Annotated in this window: 22 protein-coding genes; 11 read left to right on the top strand and 11 right to left on the bottom strand. The window is 62.0% G+C overall.

Going from position 1 to position 25,822, the window contains the following annotated elements; all coding sequences use genetic code 11:
* The first annotated feature begins 485 nt into the window (after positions 1-485).
* The gene (locus ACZYOF_RS15275) at positions 486-1,022 is read left to right on the top strand and encodes a hypothetical protein (protein WP_463716266.1); all 537 of its coding nucleotides are present in this window, start codon (positions 486-488) and stop codon (positions 1,020-1,022) included.
* Positions 1,019-2,065: a CHAT domain-containing protein gene (locus ACZYOF_RS15270; protein ID WP_463716265.1), complete on the top strand. Its 1,047-nt coding sequence runs from the start codon at positions 1,019-1,021 to the stop codon at positions 2,063-2,065. Before ACZYOF_RS15275 ends, ACZYOF_RS15270 begins: the two co-directional genes overlap by 4 nt.
* 1,039 nt (positions 2,066-3,104) lie before the next feature.
* Here the strand turns inward: ACZYOF_RS15270 and ACZYOF_RS15265 are convergent.
* Positions 3,105-3,575, bottom strand: a complete 471-nt coding sequence (locus tag ACZYOF_RS15265) for a hypothetical protein (protein WP_463716264.1) — start codon at positions 3,573-3,575, stop codon at positions 3,105-3,107.
* A 427-nt stretch (positions 3,576-4,002) separates the two neighbouring features.
* Between ACZYOF_RS15265 and ACZYOF_RS15260 the strand changes: the two genes are divergently transcribed.
* Complete coding sequence (locus ACZYOF_RS15260) at positions 4,003-5,028, top strand: pyridoxal phosphate-dependent aminotransferase (protein ID WP_463716263.1); 1,026 nt, start codon at positions 4,003-4,005, stop codon at positions 5,026-5,028.
* 9 nt (positions 5,029-5,037) lie between these two features.
* On the opposite strand, the gene ACZYOF_RS15255 is transcribed toward ACZYOF_RS15260, so the two are convergent.
* Genes ACZYOF_RS15255 through ACZYOF_RS15230 form a run of 6 tightly spaced genes read right to left on the bottom strand, consistent with a single transcriptional unit; the run spans position 5,038 to position 12,211 of the window.
* The gene (locus ACZYOF_RS15255; protein WP_463716262.1) at positions 5,038-6,483 is read right to left on the bottom strand and encodes an NAD-dependent succinate-semialdehyde dehydrogenase; all 1,446 of its coding nucleotides are present in this window, start codon (positions 6,481-6,483) and stop codon (positions 5,038-5,040) included.
* A gap of 14 nt (positions 6,484-6,497) precedes the next feature.
* Positions 6,498-7,709 (bottom strand): ABC transporter substrate-binding protein, encoded by a 1,212-nt coding sequence (locus ACZYOF_RS15250; RefSeq protein WP_130578459.1) that lies wholly within the window; start codon positions 7,707-7,709, stop codon positions 6,498-6,500.
* Positions 7,710-7,746: 37 nt separating this feature from the next.
* Positions 7,747-8,607 (bottom strand): alpha/beta fold hydrolase, encoded by an 861-nt coding sequence (locus ACZYOF_RS15245; protein ID WP_130578458.1) that lies wholly within the window; start codon positions 8,605-8,607, stop codon positions 7,747-7,749.
* The gene (locus ACZYOF_RS15240; RefSeq protein ID WP_130578457.1) at positions 8,604-8,969 is read right to left on the bottom strand and encodes a hypothetical protein; all 366 of its coding nucleotides are present in this window, start codon (positions 8,967-8,969) and stop codon (positions 8,604-8,606) included. Before ACZYOF_RS15240 ends, ACZYOF_RS15245 begins: the two co-directional genes overlap by 4 nt.
* 10 nt (positions 8,970-8,979) lie before the next feature.
* Positions 8,980-11,052, bottom strand: a complete 2,073-nt coding sequence (locus ACZYOF_RS15235) for an acetate--CoA ligase family protein (protein ID WP_463716261.1) — start codon at positions 11,050-11,052, stop codon at positions 8,980-8,982.
* A 4-nt stretch (positions 11,053-11,056) separates the two neighbouring features.
* The gene (locus ACZYOF_RS15230) at positions 11,057-12,211 is read right to left on the bottom strand and encodes an acyl-CoA dehydrogenase family protein (protein WP_130578455.1); all 1,155 of its coding nucleotides are present in this window, start codon (positions 12,209-12,211) and stop codon (positions 11,057-11,059) included.
* A 77-nt stretch (positions 12,212-12,288) separates the two neighbouring features.
* Here ACZYOF_RS15230 and ACZYOF_RS15225 point away from each other — a divergent pair, with 77 nt between their 5' ends.
* Positions 12,289-13,203, top strand: coding sequence for a LysR substrate-binding domain-containing protein (locus tag ACZYOF_RS15225; protein WP_130578454.1), 915 nt, complete (start codon positions 12,289-12,291; stop codon positions 13,201-13,203).
* A gap of 14 nt (positions 13,204-13,217) precedes the next feature.
* Here the strand turns inward: ACZYOF_RS15225 and ACZYOF_RS15220 are convergent, their stop codons facing one another.
* Positions 13,218-14,057, bottom strand: coding sequence for a universal stress protein (locus ACZYOF_RS15220; RefSeq protein WP_130578453.1), 840 nt, complete (start codon positions 14,055-14,057; stop codon positions 13,218-13,220).
* 123 nt (positions 14,058-14,180) lie between these two features.
* Complete coding sequence (locus tag ACZYOF_RS15215; RefSeq protein ID WP_130578452.1) at positions 14,181-14,366, bottom strand: hypothetical protein; 186 nt, start codon at positions 14,364-14,366, stop codon at positions 14,181-14,183.
* A gap of 240 nt (positions 14,367-14,606) precedes the next feature.
* Between ACZYOF_RS15215 and ACZYOF_RS15210 the strand changes: the two genes are divergently transcribed.
* The 4 genes from ACZYOF_RS15210 (at position 14,607) to ACZYOF_RS15195 (ending at position 20,113) form a co-directional block, all read left to right on the top strand.
* On the top strand, positions 14,607-15,698 hold the full coding sequence (locus ACZYOF_RS15210) for an HlyD family secretion protein (protein ID WP_463716260.1): 1,092 nt from the start codon (positions 14,607-14,609) through the stop codon (positions 15,696-15,698).
* Entirely contained in the window at positions 15,695-18,439 is a 2,745-nt protein-coding gene (gene rbbA / locus ACZYOF_RS15205; RefSeq protein WP_463716259.1) for a ribosome-associated ATPase/putative transporter RbbA, read from the top strand. The genes ACZYOF_RS15210 and rbbA overlap by 4 nt, the downstream gene beginning before the upstream one ends.
* Before the next feature lie 4 nt (positions 18,440-18,443).
* Positions 18,444-19,571: an ABC transporter permease gene (locus tag ACZYOF_RS15200; protein ID WP_130578450.1), complete on the top strand. Its 1,128-nt coding sequence runs from the start codon at positions 18,444-18,446 to the stop codon at positions 19,569-19,571.
* A gap of 200 nt (positions 19,572-19,771) precedes the next feature.
* Positions 19,772-20,113, top strand: a complete 342-nt coding sequence (locus tag ACZYOF_RS15195) for a hypothetical protein (protein WP_130578449.1) — start codon at positions 19,772-19,774, stop codon at positions 20,111-20,113.
* Between the two features lie 9 nt (positions 20,114-20,122).
* Here the strand turns inward: ACZYOF_RS15195 and ACZYOF_RS15190 are convergent, their stop codons facing one another.
* Positions 20,123-20,929, bottom strand: a complete 807-nt coding sequence (locus ACZYOF_RS15190) for an enoyl-CoA hydratase/isomerase family protein (RefSeq protein WP_463716258.1) — start codon at positions 20,927-20,929, stop codon at positions 20,123-20,125.
* Positions 20,930-21,009: 80 nt separating this feature from the next.
* Between ACZYOF_RS15190 and nthA the strand changes: the two genes are divergently transcribed.
* From nthA to ACZYOF_RS15175, 3 genes are read left to right on the top strand one after another with little or no spacing between them, the layout of a single operon-like run.
* Entirely contained in the window at positions 21,010-21,636 is a 627-nt protein-coding gene (gene nthA / locus ACZYOF_RS15185; protein ID WP_130578447.1) for a nitrile hydratase subunit alpha, read from the top strand.
* Positions 21,633-22,292 carry a nitrile hydratase subunit beta gene (gene nthB, locus ACZYOF_RS15180; protein WP_463716257.1) on the top strand — a complete coding sequence of 220 codons (660 nt, stop codon included), beginning with the start codon at positions 21,633-21,635 and terminating at the stop codon, positions 22,290-22,292. Before nthA ends, nthB begins: the two co-directional genes overlap by 4 nt.
* Positions 22,292-22,672 (top strand): nitrile hydratase accessory protein, encoded by a 381-nt coding sequence (locus ACZYOF_RS15175; protein ID WP_463716256.1) that lies wholly within the window; start codon positions 22,292-22,294, stop codon positions 22,670-22,672. The genes nthB and ACZYOF_RS15175 overlap by 1 nt, the downstream gene beginning before the upstream one ends.
* A gap of 22 nt (positions 22,673-22,694) precedes the next feature.
* Here ACZYOF_RS15175 and ACZYOF_RS15170 read toward each other — a convergent pair whose 3' ends face one another.
* Positions 22,695-25,793 carry an ATP-binding protein gene (locus ACZYOF_RS15170; RefSeq protein ID WP_463716255.1) on the bottom strand — a complete coding sequence of 1,033 codons (3,099 nt, stop codon included), beginning with the start codon at positions 25,791-25,793 and terminating at the stop codon, positions 22,695-22,697.
* Positions 25,794-25,822 lie beyond the last annotated feature (29 nt).

The following is a 25,822-nucleotide window of genomic DNA, read 5'->3' as shown; positions in this document are numbered from 1 at the left end:
CGACGGCTGGCAGACCCTCGCCAGCAAGCCCATTGCTCAGCCGGTTGATCTTGCCGCCTGAGCAGATATCATCCGTTCACCGGAGACTCGCGACGGACAAATTCCAACCAAGTTCGCGACGGCACCGTGCGGCGTGCATCGGGACGATTCTGCCGCATCATGCGAATTCGATATAGAGCTATGGGCCTCGAAGTCTGTGGGTCAATGTGAGTCTGTTTAAGCCATGGGCGATGCGGCTATCCTGTCTCTTGATTGCCGTAACCGGGCTGCGTCACCTGGATACTTCCTGGCTATAGGGTTTTCGAACTGGATTGTCCTTAAAGACTGCACGCATCTTCGATGCAATCAGGGGCTTGCCGCATGCACAGCGAAGCCAACGGACCGAGATCGCTAAACGATTTTCTGGCGTTCCTCCTAAATTTGTAGTTGTATGGCTAGATGCCTTATTTTGACCAAAACTCCGATCGCGGGAGAGGGAGCACATCATGACGGACCAAGACAAGGTGACTGCGGATCGCCTCCTTGAAAGATATGCAGAGTCCTGGGCCAAGGAGGCGAGCTCCGTTGCCGAACTGACAAAGGTACCAACTAACCAGGAGCTTTTCGCGCTGTTGGCAGCCCGGGCCTCCGATCCACAAGAGGCCTTCGGAACGCCAGGCGACAGATTTAGAACGGAATTCGATCCGGCGACCCTCCCAAAGGGGCCCTCCGTGTTTGAAGTAGGGAAGAGAATTTTCCTCCGGCAGGCAGACGCGCTGCACCGATTCATCTGCTCGCCAGATGACGAAGATAAGGAACTGCGAAACCGCATTAAAGCCGCGTTGGTTTCGCGCAACGTCGGAGCAGTCGCGATAATCGCGGGTGGCCTAGTCGCAGCTTTTGGTATGGGAGCTGCCGCTGCGGCCGTTGTTGCCGCACTGCTCGTCAGAATTATTGTTGTACCCACCACCGATGTCCTCTGCGAGATTTGGGACGAGCAGATTAAGGAGGCGACCCGCGCAGAGGCAAGCGGTCGAAAATGAGGGTTTTGTATGTCGCCACTCGGGGCGAAGGCGCAACAACGCTTTCGGTAGACGACGAGATTGCGAAGCTTGAGCACTTGTTCTCGGCTTCGCCAGCACAGTTTACGTCTATCGCTTCAATAAGAGCAGAAGAACTGCCAGGTGAACTGACCCGGCGCGAATTCGATATCCTGCATATTACCGCACATGGCGAGGGACACGCGCTGCAGGCCTTGACCGGCCGTGGCGGCACAGTGCTTGCTAGTCCTGAGCAGATTGCTGCCTTTCTATTACCGCGCCGTAAACCTCGGCTAATCTACTTAAATGCATGTGACTCAGACGCGGTGGCGCGAGAACTTGTCGGGATCAGGCCAGACGGCCCCATCCCTTTCGCCATCGGGACGACCGCACCCGTTGCAAGCGACTACTCAATTCACGGTGCCCTCGCTTTCTACGGACGGATACTTTTGGGCGGAACGGTCCGCGAAGCATCCGAGGTAGCGCGCCACCAAGTCGAGCTACTCACGAGCGGTCGGGCAAGTGTTCGTCTTCATGTGCGGCCAGATGCAGACAGTTCCTCTGAGATCCTGCTGCCAGAACCCGAGATCTTGGCAGCAATGCCGGGCGGATTGCCGAACGGAAAATCCGTGGAAGTGGTATTTGGCGTGCGTGGCGCTCCTGAAGACACTGGACAGGTCGTGTTCTTCAGCGACGATCAAACGTTAGCCGATATGGATGGTAACAAGCCTCTTGCTGGGCAGCTTTGCGCGGTCGCTCTTCCGCCCATCGGAAGAGACGGGTCTATGTGGTGCGACGAAATTGAATCGTGGGATGTGAGTGGGGACTTTCGCCTCTTCGCTATGGGGGTGACGAGAGATAAGCGACGATGGAGTGCGAGCGGATCGCTTTGCGACGCACTTCGGAAATGGCACCGTAGCCTCAGCGGATCGGACGCTGAAGCTTTGCCTCAGGAGGAGTTCGGCAAGGCTCTAGAACTTCTCGAAAAGTGGCACGTGCCTAAGGTGCGCCCGAAAGCCAAACGGCCACGGGCTCGAAACAAATAGTCAATCCGGAGATAGAGATGTTTGTCGTAACGTTGGTTGTTTTACCCCTGCTTGGCGTGGCTAAAGCGAAGTTAACTGTGTCCCCTTCTGGACAAGGTCCTGTGGTTCTCGTAGCGCAAGCTGGAGGATTTGCATCGACAATCGTTTCCCCGCCCGGAACTACCTTCGATTTCATTACGACGCTTGAGACGGAAGGCTATCAGCAGATTGAGGGCCATCCGCAGACATTACGCTATCCGCCCTCAAGCGCACAGGCGAAAGGGGTCCCTTCGGACGGCGGCTTGCATGTTCAGGTGATCGGTCCAGCACAGTCGGGAGGACGACCGTTCGGCATCGGACACATTACACATTCGTTCGCGCAACAAAACGTTGTGCTGGTTTGCGATGGACCTCCGCCACGCCGCCAAACATGCCCGGGATCGCTTCAATGCAACGACTACACATTGACGTGCTGAGCCGAGCCTATGCCGCGGCCTAAGCGGTCCGAACCTACTTTCATCTTGGTTTTTGCGTTTGATTGCACTGGAAGACCGTTGCGGGGAGTAGATGTCACATTCACTTGCCGGAAAAATGAAGAGTTAAAAACCGCGCACGCCATCACCGAAGGGAAGAGATTTAGACCAGCAAGCATATTATACAGAGAAGGTCTTGAAGACCCGAAGGTCGAGATTCGCGCCACCTACAGAAAGCTAACGCCTGATCCTCCCGTGCACTACGCGGACGCAAGTAACCCGTTCTACTGTGAATTCGTCTTTCACCTTCCGGATGGAGACGACGACCCCCGAGGCGATAGGCTACGTAAAAGATGCTTCAGTTCGCGATGCCGTTGTCGCAAGAAATAAATATTGTGGAACCTCAACAGGTTGTCGGTCAGACCGAAGCGGCTGACGGGCTTCTTGGCCTTTAAGCGACCATGTGGGCGATGCCAGTCGGAGCGACCGAGCCCATGAGGCAACTCGGCGGAGCTCTGGTCTGAGGTTTGATTGGCTCGCACGGCGTCGCTGAGAATGCGCCTTTTGATCAAGGCGCATCGCTCGATCTATCTGCCGGGTCCATCATTTAGCTGGATGGTGATCACATCCATCGGTCGCCAGTACGTTTCAAACCCATCACTGTAGTCTTGACGAACCGAGCCTATGTTGAGTTTGCACTGGCCCGTCTGCCGAAAGATCGGCCGCACAAGTCCATCTTCCACCCATGCGCACACATGTTTGCCAAGGCGGATTGCACCTAATGAACGATCGTAGACGAGGCCAGCAACTCTAATTTTGTAACTGTTGTATGGTTTGCACTGGGACGCTGCCCAATCTCCAGTGACGTATTTATCGCATAGGGTCGCTGACACCCACGCGCGATTTAGATCAGGGTTGGAACGGAATTCCAGGAACGCTGCGCCGTTGGGCGTGCGCCAAACACTAGGAACTTTCGCAACAAAAACGGATTTGGAATGCGCCGTCGCAGGTACGGCCAGCAGGAAAATCGTCGACAATAACGCAATCACTGTCTTCATTCTTGCCTCCTTTAGCGTGTGCTCAAGGTCGAAATGTTCGCAGCAGTTTGCGCCGGAGAAAAATAAACTCAGCGTTTGTATTCGCCGATGTGTGTCGATTTTCGTTCGATCCGAGAATCCTTTCGTTGTCGGTCACGACAATGAGAGTGTCGCGTGGAGAGCAGGCGTGCAATCGGCCAGAATTGTATCCGAGATCAAGACTGTAGACAACGTAAGCCGCCTGCTTCTCTTCACCGCGCGTAACAATCGCGCGACGGTGCAGTCTGGCCTGTTCTCGATCGTCCCGTTGGTCGCTTATAGTTGGTCGTGACCGGCGCAACTCTTGCGACCGCTACCGACCGCAAGGAGCAGCACCCTGACGGAGCTTTCTCGACGCGATTGGCTGCTGATCAGTGCGGCCGCAACCAGCAGTCTTTTGTATCCAGCCATGGCCGATGCATCGAAACAAGATCGAATTCGCCTCTCCTTGAATGAAAATCCGTTCGGTCCCTCGCCCCGGGCGTTGGAGGCGATCAAGGCCCACCTCACCGGTCTCAGCCGCTATACCAGCGACGAACTCACCGAGCTGACGCAGACAATTGCCGCGCGCGAGAATGTTGCTGCCGAGCAGATCGTACTCGGCGAGATCCTCGACGTGCTCGGCCTGTATCTGTCGGCCCGCGGCGGTGTGGGCGGCGAGTTCATCTATTCCGAGCCCGGCTATACTGCACTGGTCGATGCCGTCTCGCCCGCCGGCGGCATTGTGGTCGGCGTTCCCCTCAACGACCGGCTTGAGAACGACCTCCCGGCCATCGCCGGCAAGGTCAATGGACGGACGCGCGCGGTCTATCTCGTCAATCCGCACAATCCGAGCGGCACGGTGAGCGAGGCGGCGCAGTTCATCGACTTCGTGCACGATCTCTCCAAGCGCACGCTCGTGATCGTCGATGAGGCCTATCTCGAATTCACGCCGGATTTCGAGAAGCGAACCGTGGCCAGCCTCGTCCGCGACGGCGATCAGGTCGCCGTCTTCAGGACATTCGCGAAAATCTACGGGCTTGCCAGCCTTGCCATCGGCTACACGCTGGCGCCCGCCGAACTGGCCAAATCGGTGAAGCTGCTCGGCATCGGCGCCTTTTTCGGGCTCAATCGGCTCAGCCTCGTCGCGGCAGACGCCAGTCTGAAAGATACAGACTATGTGCCGTCGGTTCGCGCCAAGGTCGCGGCCGAGCGCGATGCCTGGCACGAGCTGTTCCGGCAACGAAAGGTTCGCTTCACGGAATCGCAGGGCAATTTCGTGTTCTTCGACTCCGGCCGGCCGCAACAAGCCGTTGCGTCCGCGCTCGCAGCACAAGGCATCGACATCGGTCGCAGCTATCCGCCGCTCGACACCTGGGTGCGCATTTCGATCGGCCTGCCGGAGGAAAACGCGATCGCCCGCCGGGCTGTCGCGGACCTGTTGCGCTCGACCTGAACCGCGCCGTTATGACGGCCTATGCTCACTCACATATTTGATGTTCTGAAAGGCCTGCAGTCCTTCGACCCCGCCTTCTGAACCGACGCCGCTGTCCTTGTAGCCTCCGAACGGCGTCTCCGGCAGCGATGCCTGCCAGTGGTTCACGATGACGTTGCCGGCTTCGATGCCGTCGATCATGGCGCCGGCATTGCGCATGTCGTTGGTCATCACGTAGGACGCAAGGCCGAACGGGAGCCGGTTGCAGAGACGGATGGCATCTTCGGCCGAGTCGAACGCGGTTGTTGCGGCGATCGGGCCGAACGGCTCCACGTTCGAAACCAGGCAGTCCTCATCGACATTCGCGATCAAGGTCGGGCTGTAGAAGCAGCCCTCACCTCCGATCCGCTCGCCGCCGACCGGAACCGCGATCTGTCGCGAGCGGGCATCATCCAGGAAACGGTCCATCGCCTCCAACCGGCGGGCATTGGCCAGCGGGCCCATCCTCGTCGCCGGATCGAGGCCGTTTCCGACCTTGATGGCTCTTGCGAGCTCGGCGAAACGCGCGACAAAGCGATCGTGGATCGAGCGATGCACGTAGAACCGTGTCGGAGAAGTACACACCTGCCCCGCATTGCGGTATTTCGCCGTCACCGCAGAAAGTGCCACCGCCTCCGGATCGACGTCTTCGAAGATCATCACGGGCGCGTGACCGCCGAGTTCCAGAGTCATTCGCTTCATGCCCTGCACCGCCAGCGATGCGAGCTGCTTGCCGACCGAGGTCGAGCCCGTGAAGGTTATGCCGCGAATGATCGGCGAGCCGATCAGCTTCGCCGATATCTCCGCGGGATTGCCGAACACGACGTTCAGCACCCCGTCCGGCAGACCGCTCTCCTGCAGCAATGCGGCAATGGCAAGTGCGGTCGCCGGCGTTTCTTCCGACGCCTTGATGATGACGGAGCAACCGGCGGCGAGCGCGCCGCTGATCTTTCGCGACGGCGTGATTGCCGGCGCATTCCAGGAAGCGAACGCGGCAATGGGACCTAGCGGCTCGCGCAGAGCGAACTGCATGGCCCCTTGCGTTCGTGGCGGAATGACCCGCCCGTAGGCGCGTCGCCCCTCCTCTGCATTCCAGTTGAAGAGTCCCGCGGCCTGCTCGACCTCGGCCTTTGCTTCGGCGATCGGTTTGCCCAGTTCCAACGTGATCAGCGTCGCGATCTGGTCCCGCCGCGCGAGCATCAGGGCGGATGTCTGCTGCAGCACCCGCGCCCGCTCGACCGGAGACGTGCGCCGCCACCGGTCGAAACCCGCGGCCGCGGAAGCCAGGGCTTCGTCAAGATCAGCCTCGGTCGCATGCGGAAGCTCGGCCAGGACATTTCCGGTCGCCGGATTGTAGACCGGCTCGCCCCTTCGGCCGTCAAGGCCGATCCATCGGCCGCCGATGAACAGCCTCAGTTCAGGATAGTCCATTGCCATGCGAACGCTCGATCTCATTTCTCGGTGAGCAGCGGGCAGTTGCCGTCCTTCAAGGAACGAAACGCCTTGTCACCCGAAACGGTGGCGAGCACCTTGTAGTAGTCCCACGGATATTTCGATTCCGAAGGCTGCTTCACCTGCAGCAGGTACATGTCGCGCAACACACGGCCGTCCTCGCGGATGCTGGCGTTCACCGTGTAAAAATCATTGATCGGCGTCTTGCGCATCTGCTGTGCGACGACCGTTCCTTCATCGCTTTTGGTCGCTTCCACCGCCTTGAGATAATGCGTCACGGCGCCGTAGACGGCCGCCTGAAGGCTGCCGGGCGCCTTGCCGTTGAAACGCTCCATGAAGCGCTTGCTCCATGCGCGGGTCTTGTCGTTGAGATCCCAATAGAAGCTGTCGGCAAACATCAGGCCTTTGGCGCTGTTGAGACCGAGAGCGTGAATGTCGGGAAGGTTCACGAGCAAGGCCGCGATATTCTGGCCGCCATCAGTCAGACCGAACTCGTTGGCCTGCTTGAGCGAGTTCATCATATCTGCCCCCGCATTGGCGAGGCCGACCACCTGAGCCTTCGATGCCTGCGCCTGCAGCAGGTATGAGGAGAAGTCGGACGTGTTGAGCGGCGCTCGGGCCGACCCGAGCACCTGGCCCCCATTCGCGGTGACCACCTTGGCCGCCTCCGCTTCCAAAGCGTGTCCGAAACTGTAGTCCGCGGTCAGGAAGTACCAGCTCTTCAGACCCCTATGCACCAGCGGTGCGGTCGCGACATTGGCAAGTGCATAGTTGTCGTACGCCCAATGGACGCCGACCGGTGAGCAGGCCTTGCCCGTGAGGTCGGGCGTTCCGGGGCCGGTAGCCAGCAGGACCTTGTTCTTGTCGCGCGACAGCTGCTGAACAGCGAGGGCGACCGCCGAGGACACGACCTCGGTGATGGTGTCGACACCCTCGGTGTCGTACCAGCGCCGTGCGATGCCAAGCCCGATGTCCGCCTTGTTCTGGTGATCGGCAGACACGACCTCGATCGCGACGCCGGCAACCTTGCCGCCGAAATCCTCAACCGCCATTTTCGCCGCAAGCACTGCACCTGCGCCGACATTGTCGGCGTATGGACCCGACATGTCCGTGAGCACGCCGATTTTCACGACGCCGCCCGAAATCTCGGCCGCAGCCGGCGTGGCCGCCAGAGCGGCCGACACGGCCAGCACGATGGAACGAAGATTCATTTTGCTCTTGTCCTCCCCTTTAATTGAAACTGACAAATTACCCCTTGCCGGCTGTCCGGCTGATCTCCTCCAGCACGGGCAGCAGGTAACCAATGAAAGCCTGAGGGTCCTCACTCATCGGAAAATGGCCGAGGCCTTTCATGATGGTGGCTTGGGCACCCTTCACACTTGCGGCGACAGCCATTGTTTCCTCGGGCGTGCACGAATAGTCGTACTCGCCGGAAAGCAGGAACAACGGACAACGCGACGTGTCGATCTGCGCGACGCGCTCGCGGATGTCGCCGTCGATCTTGTAGAAATGCAGATCGCCCTTGAAGACGCCCGGCCCGCCCTGCATGTAGTGCCACAGCGTTTCCCAGCGTTCCTTGACCGGCGCCTTCGGTCCGACCAGGCCGGAGACGATCGCCGCGCAAACTTCGCCGCCGTGCACGTCGGGCCGATGCAGGAAGTTGAGATCATAGTAGGGATCGACATGAGCGCCGGCCTGCAGGCCGATAATCGCGCGGAAGCGTTCGGGGTGCTCCAGCACAAGATGCAGCACGATGCGTCCGCCGATCGAGCATCCCATCACGATGGGCTTGTCCAGCTCGAGCGCCTGCATGATCTCGAGGATCATGGTGGTGTATTGCTGCGAGGTGAGCTGATATTCCTCATCGTGCCAGCCAGCGGGCGGTGACGACTTCCCGTGCCAGGGCATATCGAACGCGATCACCCGATGACGGGCGATGATGTCCTTGTGATTCATCAGCGCCCGATATTGCCGGCCGTCCGAACCGGCCGTGTGCAGGCACAATAGCGGCGCGCCCTGCCCGGCCTCCTCGACGTAAAGGCGGTGCGGCCGGCCCAGCAGTTGAAGATTCATGTAGCGGCCGACGATCGGCTCAAAGCTCGCGCTCATGCTGCAACTCCCGCCCGCAGCTTCGCGAGGCTTTCCTTGAAGTAACGAAGGTTCGCCATGAAGACCTGGAGGTTCCCCTCGGCCTTCAGGACGCGGCGCTTGATCAGCGCCATCAGATCATGCGAACCGGGCTGCGGGTCGGCCTGCCAGAACCTCGCCCACTCCTCCTGCGGGGCGCGCAGTGCGAACGACCATGAGGGCATCACGAAAGGTCCTTGCGTCACCGACGAAACCTGTCCTTCCACGATGTTTATCAGCCACTGCGTCGAGCCGACCTCGAGCAGGAAGTTGGTCGAGAGGAAACGGCCGCGGCGAACCAGGCCGGCGTCGGCGTTTACACGCTCCTTCAATTGCTCAATCATCACGATCTCCCTATTGTGCGAGCTGCACCAGCGCGTCGATCGCCAGGACGCCCTCTCCTTTCGGACGGACGATGAAAGGATTGATTTCTGCGTCGATCACGCCACGCTCGCTATATTCGGCAAGTTTTGAGAATGCGACAATAGCGCGGGCCAGCGCCTCCAGATCACCGACGGGCCGGTTGCGAAAGCCCTGGAAGATGCGGGAGATGCTCAGCTCCTCGATCATCTCGCGCGCGCCTGCGAGGTCGACCGGAGCAAGGCGAATGCTTCGATCGCGATAGATCTCCGTGTAAATGCCGCCGGCTGCGAGCAGCACGATCGGCCCAGCGTCCGGGTCACGCCGATACCCAAGCAAGACCTCGCCGAGACCGGAGGTCATGGGCTGGACGAGAACATGCCGCAGCGCAATCCCGGGGCAATTCGCGGCGACAGAGGCGGCGATGCGCAGGATCGCGGCCTTGAGTTCTTCCGCGTTCGTCACGTTGAGAACGACGCCGCCGACATTCGTCTTGTGTGCGATCGCAGCGGAGAGCGCCTTGACCGCGACGGGATAGGGGAACGGCAGATCCAGCTTCGATCCGTCGGCCGGAAGCGACACACTCGGCGCATGGTCGATTCCAAGGCCTGCCAGCAGCGCATAGGCTTCGAGCTCGTCGAGCTGTCGCGTGTCGGACGAGAGCTGAGCCGCCGGGGGCGCCGCGCGCGGTGTGCGCCTCTTGTAGGCCGCCGCGATCGCGTCGGCGCAGGCTTCCGGAGTCCGGAAGTTCGGCACATCGGCTTCCGCAAGCAGACGCAGCGCGTCCGGCGCATCGGGCACCAGGAATGCAGCAAGCGGCTTTCCGGATGCGGCACTGTCGATCACGGGCCTTACCGCGAGCTCGGGCTGAAACCGTGCCGAAGATCCCGTCACCGCGACAACCATGTCGAATTCAGGCGCCGCCAGCATCGCCTCAAGCGAGGCCTTCATGACGTCGTAGCGCGTTCCGGCAAGCGTCAGATCGACGATCCGCTCATGCTGCACGGCCACTCCGGCAGCGCCAATGGAGGCGAAGGTCTCTTTCGAAGGTGTGACGACCTCAATTCCCCTGCCCGCCAGACTATCCACCACCATTGCCGCGCCGCCACCGGTCGTGGTGAGGATGCCGACCCGAGGGCTTCGACCCGTGGTCGCGCCGAGCGGAATGCGATCGAGCAACGGCAGCACCTCGAGCAGGGTTTCAAAATTCACGACCCGGGCGATGCCGCAATCGGCCAGGAAAGCATCGGCGACGTCATCCTCGCCGGCGAGCGCGCCGGTATGCGACAGCGCCAATTCCGCCGCCACCGGCGAACGCCCGAGCTTGTAGGCCGCGATCGGCTTGCCGCGCGCCGCCGCGCCGAGCGCGAACGCCCTGAGATCGTCGGCGTGCCGCAGGCTTTCGAGGAACAGCATGTAGCTCGTGATATCCGGGTCATCGAGTGTCGCCGCGCATATCTCGCCCAGACTGAGGTCGATTTCGTTGCCAACCGACACCAGGCCCGCAAAGCCTACGCCGCGCGTCTTGCCGCGCGATATCAATCCGCCAAGCATGCTGCCGCTGTGGGAGGCGACGAAGGTGCCGCCAACCGGAAGATCCGGCTCCGCAAACGCGGCGTTGGCGGTAAGGATCGTGCGGTGGTGCAGGTTGATGGCGCCAAGGCTCGATGGCCCCAGGATGCGCAGCCGCGAGTCCCTGCACAGCGATTTGAGGCGCGCGACCCGCGCAGGTCCCGCGTTGCGGTCCTCGGAGAATCCTGTCGCCAGGATCGTCGCCACGGGCACACCCAGGCGCGCGCATTCCTCGACCGCCTCCAGGGCCTGCTCGGTCGGCGTCAGGATGAAGGCATGGTCCGGGACGGCGGGCAGCGCCGACAATGACGGCCATGCTCGCTCGCCCGCGATTTGCGCGCGACGAGGATTGATAGGATAGATCGTGCCTTCGTATCCCGCCTGCCTCAGATAGCGCAGCGGCCGCGACGACGTCTTGGTGCTGTCGTCGGAGGCGCCGACCAGCGCGATGCTTCTGGGCGCCAGCAGCGGTTGAACGAAGCCGGTGTCCGCCATCGCCCTACTCGGCCGCCCGAACGCGCTGATCGAAACGCCGCTCGAAAACGTCCTCGGCAATCCGGTTCTTGAGAATCTCGATCGAGCCGCCGGCGATCATCCAGCCGCGCGTGCGCCGCATGCAGTACTCCGCCAGCCCCTCGGTGCTGTAGCCGAGACCGCCCATGATCTGCACCGCTTCGTTCGCGGCATCGAAACCGGCCTGATTGCAGGCCAGCTTCGCCATCGCGGTGTGGTACGCCGAGGGCAAACCTTCCTTGATGCTGGCAGCGCGGTAAAGCAGCAATTGCGCGGAATCGAGCTTGGTCGCCATGTCCGCGAACTTCCACTGCAACCCCTGGAATTCGCACAGCAGCCGCCCAAACTGGCGGCGCACCAGGGCGTGCTCGCGCGCCAGATTGAAGGCATAGCGGCCCAGCGCGAGCGAGCGCGACGAATTGCCCAGCCGTTCAACGTTGAAGCCCGATATCTGTTTCTTGAAGCCGCCGGGGCCGAGCAGAACGTTGCTCTTGTGAATCCGGCAGTTCTCGAAATACAGCGGGCTCCACTCTTCTCCGCTCATGAACGAGGACGCCTTGCCGACTGTGAAACCCGGAGTCCCACGCTCCACCAGCACGGAGCCGATGCCTCCGACGCCAGGCCCGAAGCGCAGGTAGACCAGGAACAGGTTGGCATCCGGGCTGTGGGTTCCGAACACCTTGCTCCCGTCGATCACATAGTGATCGCCGTCGGCCTTTGCGGCAGTCTTCATCTCGGTCGCGGCGGAACCTGCATCCGGCTCGCTCATGCCGAGGCTGATGACGGCCCGGCCTCCGAGCAGGTCGGGCAGATAGCGGGCTTTCTGCTCGGCGCTGGCATATTCCACGAAGGTGCGGATCGGCCCGAAATTGCCGGCCTGCACCACATCGGCGCTACGGGGACAGACCGAGGCAATCTGCTCGATCGCGATCACGGAATCCAAGAGCGTTCCACCCTGACCGCCGTCCGCGGAATCAAAGGCGATGCCGAGCAGCCCCTGATCGGCCAGCAGGCGCGCCACATCGAACGGAAACCGCGGGTCATGCGCCCGGGCGATCGCGCCGTCAGCAAGGTTGTCCTCGGCGAAACGGCGCACCGAGTCCGCAAACATCTGCTGCTCTTCTGAGAGATTGAAATCCATCTGCAACGGGCCATGAAGAACGATACCGACGCCTGTTTTCCAGCCAAAGCATTGCCCGGCAACTGAACATAGATTATATGGTCATGACATTTTGTTATGGTCGTCCAATGCTCCCGCCGCTCAATCCGTTGCACGTGTTTGAAGTGACGGCCCGCCTGCAAAGCTTCACGCGGGCGGCCGAAGATTTGCGCGTGTCGCAACCTGCCGTGAGCCGCCAGATCCAGACGCTGGAGAATTTTTTCGGCTTTCGGCTGTTTGAGCGCGACAAGCTCGGCATCCGCCTGACGCCGGAGGGCGAGGAGCTGCAGCGTCAGATTTCGCCTGCATTTCGTGTTATCGAAACAGTCACGCAGCGGCTGGTCGCAAGCGGCAAATCGGAGCCGTTGCGACTGCGGGTCTACACGACTTTTGCGGCAAAATGGCTGATCGAGCGTTTGCCTTCATTCTATGCCGCCTATCCCAGCATCAGGCTCAGCATCAGCAATGCAGTGGCGCCGGTCGATTTCGAGAAGGAGAAGGTCGATCTCGCAATCCAGTTCGGCGGCGGCAAATGGCCGGGCGTTGAAAGCGAGCTGCTGTTCCGCGACCTTCTCCAACCGGTTTGCAGCCCCACCCTGCGGCGCAAGGCAAACCTGCATTCGATCGACGATCTGAAGCGGGTGCCGATGCTGCATTCGCATTATCGGCGGACAGATTGGGCGGACTGGCTGATGGCCTGCGATCGTCTCGATCTGTTGAATGACTCAGGGATTTCGTTTCCAAGCTCCGTGCTGACCTATCAGGCCGCGACCGAAGGGGTCGGCGTGGCGATGGGGCAGCTTCACCTCCTGCGCAACGAATTGCGCGACGGCTCGCTCGTGACGCTTTTCGAACAACCGCTCGAACGCCCGTTGGCGCACTATGCGGTCTGGCCGAAGAACCGTGCCCTGCCGAAAAAGGCTCGCAGCTTTCTCGCCTGGCTGAAGAGCCGCATGAGCGATTTTCAGCGGTAGCGCCCCCGGGTCTCTCAATGCGCGATCAACAATGGAACGGTCGCGTCCCGCAGCAAGGCTCGGGTCACGCCGCCGAAGATCATTTGGCTTGCTCGCGTGTGGCTGTAAGCACCGACCACGATCAGATCGCCGCTATGGCGCCCGGCAAAACCAAGGATGGCGTCGGCGACTGAAGCGCCATTCGACGATATCCGCTCGACGGTCACCTTTACGCCATGGCGAGACAGATACAGCCCCACATCGGCACCGGGCTCTTCGCCATGCCGGGCATTCTTGTGCGAATCCACCAGGAGGACAGTCACCGACTGCGCGGCTGCAAGCAGCGGAAGAGCATCCTTGATGGCACGGCGCGCCTCACGGCTGGCGTTCCAGGCGACCACGATGTGCTCGGCCGCGGTCCCACTCCAATCCTCGGGCAACAGGAGAATGGGCACACCGGTGGCAAGCAGCAGGGATTCCGCCGACCACTCTTGCGGCAGGCCGCCTGACCGCGGACTGCCGACGATCACGAGATCGGAATGAAGCGCGTTCAGCGCAGACGCCTCATTGGCTTCACCGGGAGGGATGCAACGAAACTCACAACTGATGTCCTCGCGGGTGGAGACGGTCGCGAAGCTTTGGCTCGCGGCCTTCGTCGCCGCCAGTTCGCTCGTCGTATGGCGTTGAATGAGTTCGCGAACCGCGGCCTGCCCTCGCACGAAGGATTCGGACGGATTGCCATCCCAGCCGAACGGTACCACGAAGATTCCGACCAGATGCGCGCGATGACGGAATGCGAGCTCGACGGCATAGTCGGCGCGCGCCTCGCCGGCAGGCGACGGATCGAAGAAGACGGCTATCGTTCTCAGCGGCACGAAAAAACTCTCCAGCGAAGTGATGAGAACACGTAACGCGCGACAAGACAACAGCCGTTGACGTGGATCAAGTGCGTCGCGTTGTACCGGCTCTAACCGACGTCACCCGCAGCCGTCTCCACCTCAACCTTCGGAGGCAGACATTCCATCGTCGCGTGCATGGAGGAGATCCAGCGCTTCTCGAACTTCGTCGTCTTCCAGCGAATCGAGGATCCTGCCCTCCTCCTTTGCCTGCTGGTCTTTGCTCTGGAGGCTCTCTTGGGTGCCTGTTCCGGGTTCGGTGGCAACCATGTTCTTCTTGTCGGCCATAGACTGTCCTCGGTGATCAAGAGCGCGCCGTGCGCAGCTAGGCAGAGCATGAGGCATCCGCGGTGACGCGGGTTGAGCGAAATCAACTTTGCCGCGCGCATCGATGCGCCGGTCGCTCGGGAACCTGGCTCGCGAGACGGTCGGCGACAGAATTTGCGTTACGTCAACAGCCCGCGGATGCGGCGGTGCAAGATTGCGGACAAGCTCTGCAACCCAAGGCACTGACCAACGCACTGACCGATGCAAGATCAAATCGAAGAGATCAAAGGAGGCGCGCAATCCGGCGATGTGCCTCATTCGCCCTCGCCTGCGCCCGCCTCGCATCTGCCCGTGCCGGTCCATCGAAACGGCAAACGGCGCGGTTTGCGGATCACGGCGGCGCTCCTCCTCGTTGCGCTCGGCGCGGGTGGCGGCGGCTATTACATCTGGAAGCAGGCGCATCCGCCGCTGCCCGTCGGCATCAGCGTCGGCAATGGCCGCATCGAAGCTGATGAAATCGACATCAGCACGAAGTATGCCGGGCGCGTGTACGAGCTGTTGGCCGATATCGGCGACATGGTTGCGCCCGGACAGGTCGTGGCGCGGATGGATACGCGCGATCTCGAGCAGTCGCTTTCGAAATCGGTGGCACAGGGCCGGCAGGCGCAGCGCGCCATTGAAGAGGCTCAGGCCGTGCTTACCCAGCAGCAGGCGCAGAAGACGCTGGCCGAGCAGGAAAACCAGCGGACGGAATACCTCCACAAGAACGGCTGGGCGACCAAGGAATTGATGGACCAGCGCAAGCAGCAGCTCGACGCCGCCAATGGCGCGCTTGCCGCGGCGCAAGCCAGGGTGCTCGAAACGCAGCATGCGCTCGAAGCCGCTCAGCACGATGCCGGCCTCTACAGAGTGCAGATCGCTGACAACACGCTGGTGGCGCCGAAGGCGGGCCGGATCCAGTACCGCCTTACCAATATCGGCGAAGTCCTTGCGGCCGGCGGCAAGGTCTTCACGATGCTGGATCTGACCTACGTCTACATGGACCTCTATTTGCCGACGACGGAAGCCGGCAAGGTGAAGGTCGGCGCTGACGCACGCATCGTTCTCGACGCCTACCCCGATCATCCGATCCCGGCGAAGGTCTCGTTCGTCGCGAGCCAGGCGCAGTTCACGCCGAAGACGGTGGAGACCAAGACTGAGCGCGACAAGCTGATGTTCCGTATCCGGGTCCGCATCGACCCGGAACGCCTGCTTGCGCGTGCGGACGCTGTCAGAAGTGGCCTTCCCGGTGTCGCCTATGTCCGCTGGGATCCTGCGATTGCATGGCCGGCGACGCTGCAGGGTGCTCCATGAACGGCGGCGACGATCCGGTCGCAATCGTTCGCGCCCTGTCCCATCGCTACGGTTCGGTGACGGCGCTCGACAGCATATCGGCCGACATTCCCGCCGGACGCCTGGTCGGCCTGATCGGGCCGGACGGCGTCGGCAAATCCTCCCTGCTCGCAATCCTCGCAGGCGCGCGGAAGATCCAGGAGGGCGCGGTTGCCGTGCTCGGCACCGACATCTCCAAGGCCGCCGAGCGCGCCCTGATCTGTCCGCGTATCGCCTACATGCCGCAAGGGCTCGGCAAGAATCTCTATCCCGACCTCAGCGTTAAGGAGAATGTCGAGTTCTTCGCCCGGCTGTTCGAGCAATCGCGCAAGGAGCGCGAGTGGCGCATCAATGAACTGCTGGAAAGCACAGGGCTTGCGCCGTTCGCCGACCGGCCGGCCAGCAAGTTGTCGGGTGGAATGCGGCAAAAGCTCGGGCTCTGCTGCTCGCTGATCCATGACCCAGATCTCCTGATCCTCGACGAGCCCACGACCGGCGTCGATCCGCTGTCGCGCCGCCAGTTCTGGGATCTCATCGACCGTATCAGGGGTCGCACGACGAAAATGAGCGTGCTGGTCGCCACCGCCTATATGGAAGAGGCCGAGCGGTTCGATTGGCTGATGGCCATGAACGAGGGCAAGATTCTCGCGACCGGCTCGCCCGCCGATCTCAAACAACAAACCGGCACCGAATCGATCGAAGACGCCTTCGTCGCCCTGCTCCCGCAGCGACAGCGTGCCGGCAACGAAAAGCCGATCGGTCCGCCGCTCAACGGTCACGCCGAGCCCGTCATTGTTGCCAAGGACCTGACCTGCCGGTTCGGCGACTTCACCGCCGTCGACCGCGTGAATTTCACGATCCGCCGCGGCGAGATCTTCGGCTTCGTTGGCTCGAACGGATCGGGCAAGACGACGACGATGAAGATGCTCACCGGACTGCTGTCGCCGTCCGAGGGCGAGGCGCTGATCTTCGGCGAGGTGCTGCGCGCCGGCGATCTCGAAGCGCGCCGCCGTGTCGGTTACATGTCGCAATCCTTTTCGCTCTACGGGGAACTCACGGTTCGCCAGAACCTCGTCCTGCACGCGCGCCTGTTTCACCTTCCTCCGGCGTTCGCCGAGGCGCGCATCGCGGAGCTGATCGAGAAATGCGATCTCGCCGACTATCTCGATGATCTCGCCTCTTCGCTGCCGCTCGGGATCAGGCAGCGGCTGTCGCTTGCGGTTGCCGTCGTCCACAAACCCGACCTTCTGATCCTGGACGAGCCCACCTCCGGCGTCGACCCGCTGGCGCGCGACCAGTTCTGGCAGCTTCTGATCGACCTGTCGCGCAATCAAGGGATGACGATTTTCGTCTCGACGCATTTCATGAACGAGGCGGCGCGCTGCGATCGGCTGTCGCTGATGCACGAAGGGCGCGTGCTTGCCACCGAAACGCCGGCCGGATTGGTCAAGGCGAGAAACGCCAAGAGCCTGGAGGATGCGTTCATCAGCTTCCTCGAGCAGGAAAAGCCGGGCGCGGCCTCGACCGTGACTCTCGACCAGCCGCAAGCGATAACCGCCGCGCCGGACAAGACGGTCGGCCGCGAGAACCGACGTTCCTTTTTCAGCTTTCGGCGGCTGTTCGCCTATACGATCCGCGAGGGCCTTGAGCTGATGCGCGATCGTATCCGGCTGATGTTCGCCCTGTTCGGCACCGCGCTCCTGATGATCGTGTTCGGCTTCGGCATTTCGGCCGACGTCAACAATCTCAGCTTTGCCGTCCTCGATCGCGACCAGACGCCCGAAAGCCGCGCCTATCTGTCGGAGCTGAGAGGATCGCCCTATTTCCTCGAAAAGCCTCCGCTGACCGACTATGCCGATCTCGATCGCCGGCTGAAGAACGGGGACATCAGTGTCAGCATCGAGATTCCGCCGAACTTCGGCCTCGACATCAAGCGCGGGCGGCCGGCCTACGTGTCCGCATGGATCGACGGCGCCATGCCGTTCCGCGCCTCGACCATTCGGGGTTACCTGCAGGGCATGCACCAGCTCTATCTGAGCGATCCCGTGCTGAACACGACGCAGGCGGCAACGCCTCTGCCCGCCAATATCGAAGTCCGGTTCAAGTACAATCAGGATTTTGACAGCATCTACGCCATGGTGCCGTCGACACTAGCAATGATGCTCGCACTGTTTCCGGCCATCCTGATGGCGCTCGCAGTCGTTCGCGAGAAGGAGCTTGGCTCAATCACCAACCTCTACGTCACCCCGGTGACGCGGCTGGAATTCCTCGTCGGCAAGCAGCTTCCTTATGTCGCCGTCGCGCTGATCAATTTCATCATCATGTTCGCGATGGCGGTCTTCATTTTCAACGTACCGCTGAAGGGCAGCTTCGTGGCCCTGCTTGCCGGCACGATCATCTACGTCTTCACGACGACCGGCTACGGCATGCTGATCTCGACTTTCTGCACGACCCAGATCGCCGCGCTGTTCGGCACCGCGATCCTCACCATCCTGCCGGCCCAGCAGTTTTCGGGCATGATGACGCCTGTCTCTTCGCTGTCAGGCTCGGCGCAGCTTATCGGCCTGTGCTTCCCGATGAGCTATTACCGCCCGATCAGCGTCGGCGCCTTCACCAAGGGGCTGGGCCTTGCCGATCTCGGCTCGAGCATCCTCATGCTCCTCGTCTTCGTCCCTGTGCTGACGTCGGTCAGCATGCTGCTGCTCCCCAAGCAGGAGCGATGAAACGATGCGCTCCCTCTCCAACATCTTCTGGCTCGGTACCAAGGAGCTGCGAAGCTTCTTCAGCGACTGGGTGCTGCTCGGGTTCGTGGTCTATTCGTTCTCGCTTGCCGTGATCAGCCAAGCGCAAAGCAATTCGCAGGAGGTGTTCCATGCCTCGATCGGGGTGGTCGATGAAGATCACTCGGAATTATCCCGCCGGATCACGCATGCGTTCCTGATGCCCTATTTCAAGGAGCCGGTGGCGATTGCGCAGGCCGATATCGAGCACCTGATGAATACCGGAAAATACACCTTTGTCATCGATATTCCCCCGAACTTCCAGCGCGACGTTTTGGCGGGGCGCCAGCCCGGACTACAGATCAATGTCGATGCCACCGCAATGATCCAGGCCGGCCTGGGGTCGGGCTACGCACAACAGATCATCAATACCGAGATCGCCCAGTTCGTGTCGCAGGTGGAACGCGTGCCGGACTCGCCGGTCAACCTGGCGGTCAGGATCGCGTTCAATCCCAACGTGACGACGGCCTGGTTCTCCAGTGTCATGGGCATCATCTCGAGCGTCACCATGCTCGCGATCATCCTCGCCGGCGCCGCGCTGGTGCGTGAGCGCGAGCACGGCACGATGGATCATCTCCTGGTGATGCCGCTGAGCCCGTTCGAGATCGCGATGTCGAAGATCTGGGCCAACGGGTTCGTCATTGCGGTCGCGGTCGGGCTATCGCTTTATCTGGTGGTCCGCTTGCTGCTGAAGATACCGATCGCCGGCTCGATCCCGCTCTTCATGTTTGGAGCGATCCTCTATCTCTTCTTCGCGACCGCGATAGGGCTGTTTCTCGGCACGGTTGCGCGGTCGATGCCGCAGCTCGGCCTGCTCTACATGCTGGTCGCCGTTCCCATGAACGTCCTGTCCGGCGGCGCCACGCCGCTGGAGAGCATGCCGCCCTGGCTCGCGACCGTGATGCAGGCATCGCCCTCGACGCACTTCGTCTCCTTCGCCCAGGCGATCCTCTATCGCGGCGCCGGCCTCGATGTGGTGTGGCCGCAATTCCTCGCCGTCGCCGGCATCGCGTCGCTGTTCCTGATGCTGTCGCTGCTGCGCTTCCGATCCACGCTCAGCTCGGCGTCGAATTAGAGCTTCGGTTCTGATTGAATCAGAACCGAAGCTCTAGATTATTGTTTTGACGCGTTTTCTTCACGCGAACCGGCATCCACTTCGCTCGAAAACGCTCTGGCGATGCGAACAATCACGATCACGTGCGCGGCCGGCCGCTTGATCTTCGTCAACGTCGAACGAGCTTCTCTAATGATGATCGATACGACCGGAGGTCGAACATGCGCAAATTCATCATTTTTGCCGCGCTCGGCGCGGCCGTTTCAATTGCAGCATCACACGGCGTGCGCGCGGCGGACGCTGTGCCGAAATTTGACATCGCCCGGATCTGCAAGGCGGAGACTGCGGAGACGGTAGGGATCGGAGAGACCCTGGAGTCCTGCATGAAGGCCGAAGAGCAGGCCCGAACGCAAGTGGCCGGGCAATGGAGCAAGTTCACAGCGAAAGACAAGGCGGCATGCATCGGCGAGTCCAGCATCGACAGTACGCCGAGCTATGTCGAGCTCCAGACCTGCCTCGAAATGGCCACTGACGCGCATGCTACGACGGGGTCACGAAAGTAGCCCGAAGCGCTATCGTCCGCTGAACCGCGGCTTCCGACGTTCCAGGAATGCCGCGACGCCTTCCTTGTGGTCCTCGGTCAGGCTCGCCAGCGCGAACTGATCGACGTCCATATGGCTGGCCAGATCGTCGAGCGCGTGCGCGAGGCGGTTGACCGTGAGCTTTGTCATGGCGACCGAGATCGGTGGCTGCGCGGCGACCTTTGTCGCAAGCGCCATGGCGGCGTCAAACGCCTTGCCGGGCTCGGCCACCTGCTCCACCAATCCCCATTCGTAGGTCTCCGCGGCTGAGATGCGGTCGTCGGCGAGGATCACGGCCTGCTTGGTCCGTGCCGGCCCCATCAGGTGCAGCATGCGCGGCACGCTCTGCCAGCTCATGTTCATGCCGAGCCCGATCTCGGGCACGCGCATATGGGCATCGCGCGCCATCACGCGGAAGTCGAGCGCAACCGCCAGCGCCACGCCGCCACCGATGCAGAAGCCCTCGATCGCGCCGATCGTGACCTGTTCCATGTCCTGCCAGGCCCGCGTCAGCCGCGGCCCCAGTTTCAGGTGGCGGCGCAGCGTGCCGATGTCCATGGTGCGGCGCGAACGGCCTTCGGCGTCCTTGAGGTCGAAGCCGGCGCTGAAGGATTTTGCGCCGCCGGTGAGCACGACGACGGACGTCGCGCCGTCATCCTCGAAGCTGCGCGCGGCATCGGTGAGCTGGCGAAGCGCCTCCGGCGACAGCGCATTGATGCCGTCGCCGCGGTCGAAGCGCACGACTGCGATACGGCCCTCCGGACCCAGCCCTTTCTCGATTTTTACGTATTCGGCCACGATTGCCTCCCTGTCATGGCCGAAATGCTAGCAGAGTCTGCACCTCGACATATCAGGCTTTTTGCGCCTATGCTTATTGCATGAGCGATCACGATCATCATCACGACCACGACCATTCGGAACTGTCGGAGACCGAGCTGCGCGTGCGCGCGCTCGAGACGATCCTGACCGAGAAGGGCTATGTCGAGCCAGCCGCGCTGGACGCCATCATCCAGGCCTACGAGACCCGGATCGGCCCCCACAACGGCGCGCGGGTCGTCGCCAAGGCCTGGACGGATCCCGCGTTCAAGAAGGCGCTGCTGGAGGACGGCAGTAAGGCCGTCGGCACGCTCGGTCATGTCAGCCGCGTCGGCGACCATCTCGTCGTGGTCGAGAACACGGCGGCGCGCCACAACATGGTCGTGTGCACGCTGTGCTCCTGCTACCCCTGGGAAATGCTCGGCCTGCCGCCGGTCTGGTACAAGGCCGCGCCCTACCGTTCGCGCGCGGTGAAAGACCCGCGTGGCGTGCTCGCCGATTTCGGCGTGACCTTGCCGAAGGAGATCGAAATCCGCGTCTGGGACTCGACCGCCGAGACGCGCTTCCTGGTGCTGCCGATGCGGCCTGAAGGCACGGAGGGCTGGAGCGAGGCGCAGCTTGCGGACCTCGTGACGCGCGACTCCATGATCGGCACCGGATTTCCGAAGCGGCCGGGAGCGCCGTCATGAACGGCGTGCACGACACGGGCGGCATGGACGGGTTCGGCAAGGTCGAGCCCGAACCGAACGAGCCGATGTTCCATGCTGCGTGGGAAGCGCGGGTGATGGCGATGGTGCGCGCGATGGGCGCAGCCGGCGCGTTCAATATCGACACCTCGCGCTATTATCGCGAAACCCTGCCGCCGCACGTCTATCTCGCCAGTTCCTATTACAGGAAGTGGCTGCTCGGTCTCGAGGACCTGTTGGTCGGCAAGGGCTTCATCGCAAAAGAGGAAGTCGACACAGGCCATGTGGTGCAACCGCCGAAGCCGCTCAAGCATGGCAAGTTCGAGCTCGACGACGTCGAGCGCGTGATGGTGCGCGGCAAGTTCGGCCGCACGGCGCCGGTGCCCGCAAAGTTCAAGCCGGGCGACAAGGTGCGCGCGAAGAACATCCATCCCCTCACGCACACCCGGCTGCCGCGCTATGTGCGCGGCCATGTCGGCATGGTCGAGCGCGACCATGGCTGTCATGTGTTCCCGGACTCGGCCGCAACGGAAGCCGGCGAGAACCCGCAGTGGCTCTACACCGTGGTGTTCGACGGGACCGAATTGTGGGGGCCGGACTCCGATCCGACCGTCAAGATTTCAATCGACGCCTTCGAGCCATATCTGGAGCCTGCCTGATGGATAGCGCCGCAGCCGCGCGCGCCACCGCCGCCGTGCCAAGCATCCCGCGCGACGATGAAGGCCCGGTGTTCCGCGAACCCTGGGAGGCGCAGGCCTTTGCGATGGCGCTGACATTGCATGAGCGCAGCCTGTTCACCTGGAGCGAATGGGCCGCAGCCCTCGCCGACCAGATCAAGCGCGCGCAGGCGGCCGGCGATCCCGACACCGGCGAGACCTATTACCGCCACTGGCTCGCGACGCTGGAGCATCTCGTCGCCGCAAAAGGCGTCGCCACCACCGAGACCCTGCACCGTTACCGCGACGCCTGGGACCACGCCGCCGACCGCACCCCGCACGGCAAGCCGATCGAACTGCGGCCGGAGGATTTTGCCGGCTAGCGCCGGGCTGGCCGCACTTAGCTCATTCTCCCCGCCGCGCTCTCTCCACGACTTCCGCCGCAGTGAGCGGATTGGCCGGATGCCATGTCAGACAGATAGGCGTGCGAATGCGCATCGGGCGCGGAACCGCCTCGGTCGAAAAATAGAACTCTCCGCGGATCAACCGCGCGACGTCCTCCCCGCCCTCGCCTCCTTTTGCTTCGAGGAGGCCGCGGGTGGCTGCGATCGTTGCCGGCGAGCTCATGCGACCATAAAAGTGGGTCGTGCAGTTCGAGACGATCTTGTTGTCGATGCCGGTCGGCGTCTGCGTGGCAAAGATCATCCCCAACCCGTACTTGCGGGCCTGGGCCGCAAGCGCCAGCGTGCTTTCCTTGCAGGGCGTCGTCTTCATCGAGGGCGCAAAGTTCTGCGCTTCGTCGAGCACCAATAGCCGCCCGGTGGGGCTCGGATGACGCTTGATCCAGGTGAACAGTGACATCTGCAACTGATTGACAAACGACTGCTTTGCCTCGTCGCTCGCCAGCCCCGAGAAGTTGATGACGGATATCCGGGTCCTGTCCGGATCAGTGCCGAACAGGATTTCGGGATCGAGCGGCACGCCGCGCGATTGCAGTAGCGGATTGGTCGCGATCGCCGCGCGCAGCAAGTTCGCCATGCCCGCCGCGAGCTTTGGCGCGCCGTCAATCTGGCTGACCTCCTCGGGAAGTTCCGACAGGGTGTCGATCAACCGCTCCAGGCTTCCGCCGCCTTCCCTCGCGAACGTCCGCAAGGCATCGGCCAAGACCCCCTCTTTCAATTGGGCATTGGCGCTTCTCGCCCCGATAAACGGCGCCAGCGTCGCGCGCGCCATCTCGATCGCCTGCGCGCGCTCGTCCTCGTCGTCACCAAGACCGGCGAAGTCCGGCAGCAGCGCCAGCGACATCGGACGGCCGGCATTGCGGCCGGGCGTCCAGATCGTGACATCGACGTTACGGCCGTACCTGGCGGCCTTGCCTGCGTCCTCCTCGGTCCAGCCTTCCGGCGGCACGGGCCACTGATCGCCCAGTCGCGCAAGGTCGTTGTTGGTGTCGAGGACAATTGCGGGGATACCCAGCAGCGCGGCTTCCTCGACAATCCGGCGCAGCAGGACGGTCTTGCCGGAGCCGCTGCCGGCGAGAATGGCAACGTGCCGCGGCAGGAGATCGGCTGCGAGTTTCACGGGCGTGCCGGCGGTGCCACGGTCGTAACGATGGCCGAGCGGAATATCCCGCCCGGCGTTTGTCTCTTGCGGCTCCGGCTTGTGAGGGCTTGTCGATGCAGTCGCTCCGGGCATCGGCCTGGCTGACGGCGCCGGTGATGGAGTGGCCGCCGCTCGGTCCCGTGTTGTATCGGCTGCGGTGCCGGCCGGACCCGGTCCGCTTGGCGGTGGCGCAGACGGCAGAAACGCGGGCGGCGCAAGGCCTGCCGCTTGAAACAGTGACGTCTCGAACAACGGCTTGCTCTCGCGTAGCCAGGCATCAAACCCCTCGGGCTTTCGCTCCGTCATGGAGTTGAGCGCCATAAAGGTCCGCAGATCATCATCGCTGAGAGCGACGAACTTGCCGCCCGCCTGTTCAAATTTTTCGACAAGCTGCTTGGTCTTTGCCCCACCCGGGGCTGCATCTCCGCGCAGGATGAACAGATGCCTGAAACCAAGCGCGCGGTCGACGCCAGAAGCTGTCATGGCCGCGCGAAGTCGGCTTTGGAAGGCGATCGCATTGCCGTGCGAAATGACGCGAAAACAAAAATGCTGCTCGCGATCGGCTTCGCTGCGGAAAGTAAATGTCAGCCGCCCATGAAGTGACGGCCGCTGCTGGTCAGGGTCCTGCTGCGAAGCGACATCGATGTCGTCGGGCAGATTGAGCTGCCTGGCATAGACGTCCAGCGTTACGGCCAGAATGTCTGCCAAACGCCTCTCGTTGGCTTGCTCAAATAAGCCATCGACCACCGCAGCACTTCGCGCACGCTCGAACATGGCCTGCAGATCGGACGGTGGAGGCGGTGGCGCTGGTACTGGCTGATTGCCAAACGACTTGCAGATCAGCACCTCGCCTGCAGCGATGCAACGCTGCCGGTGATCGTCGCAGGCCTTCAGCAGTTGACGCGGCGCAAATCCGACCGCTGTCCCAAACGCTTCCGGGGCGAATGGCCATGTTTCGTACGGCGCCGGAAATCCAACGGTTGCGTAAGCAGGCGTCAGACGGGCCGCGACAAGCATCTGCGCCATCTGCGGCTGCGATAGCGCATTTAAGCGGGTAGGCTGACGATAACGCGCATCCACGGCAACCGTCGAGCGCGATTTGAGCACCTCCCATGACACATCGAGGCTCGAAATGATCGTTACAGCCCGTTGCTTCACCTCGTGAAGACCCATCAGGCCCTCGACGAGCTTCTCGATGATCGACTGCGTCTCCAGTTGTTCGGCACCGGCGAGCGCCCCCAACTGGCGTCTCTCAATGCTGGCCTCGCTGATGATCGGATCGATCTGGTCGACCGCGATCATCGTAGGCCCAACGAGGCTGAACAACCACGAGAGCCCGCGCACGATTTCGATCGGTGGCTTGCGCAGCGCCACGAACCCGAGATCACGCAGATTCGCCGTATCCAATTCCATGCCCTGCAGCCAGCCATGCGCAATGCTGGCGCACTCGAGGTCATCCGAAATCAGCATCACCAGCGCGCGGACGATATCGCCATGCTGCTGCGTTTTTGCACGGTCTCTACGTGTCAGCGCCGTGATGAAGGTCTTGACCAACTCAGCCATCAATTCACGTGGTCGTCCCTTGTACCGGGCTGCGATTTCAGTCAATTGCGATTGCAGGCTGAGAAGGGAGATGAGCTTTTGAATTAGACGATCATACTGTATTTGGCGCCCGTCGACCCTGATCTGGAGCGAGTTGAGAAATCCGAGTGCCGCCGACGCCCAAAAATCCGTGACGCCGACGAAATCGAGCAGAATGAACGTGCCATCCTCCTCCCAGACACGGCGTCTGAGTTCTCCGACAAGGTGGGTCTTACCGTGCCCTGCCCCACCGAGAATGACGCGCCCAAGTGGCTCGTTGTCGGGCTCGGGTTCGCGCGTATTCCTGAGAAAATAGGCCATGACGTCTTCGACAACGTCCTGATGAATCG

Source organism: Bradyrhizobium sp. LeoA1Lang (genome assembly GCF_055413685.1).
Note: the sequence above shows the minus strand (reverse complement) of the source record. Positions and strands in the feature narration are given on the sequence as shown.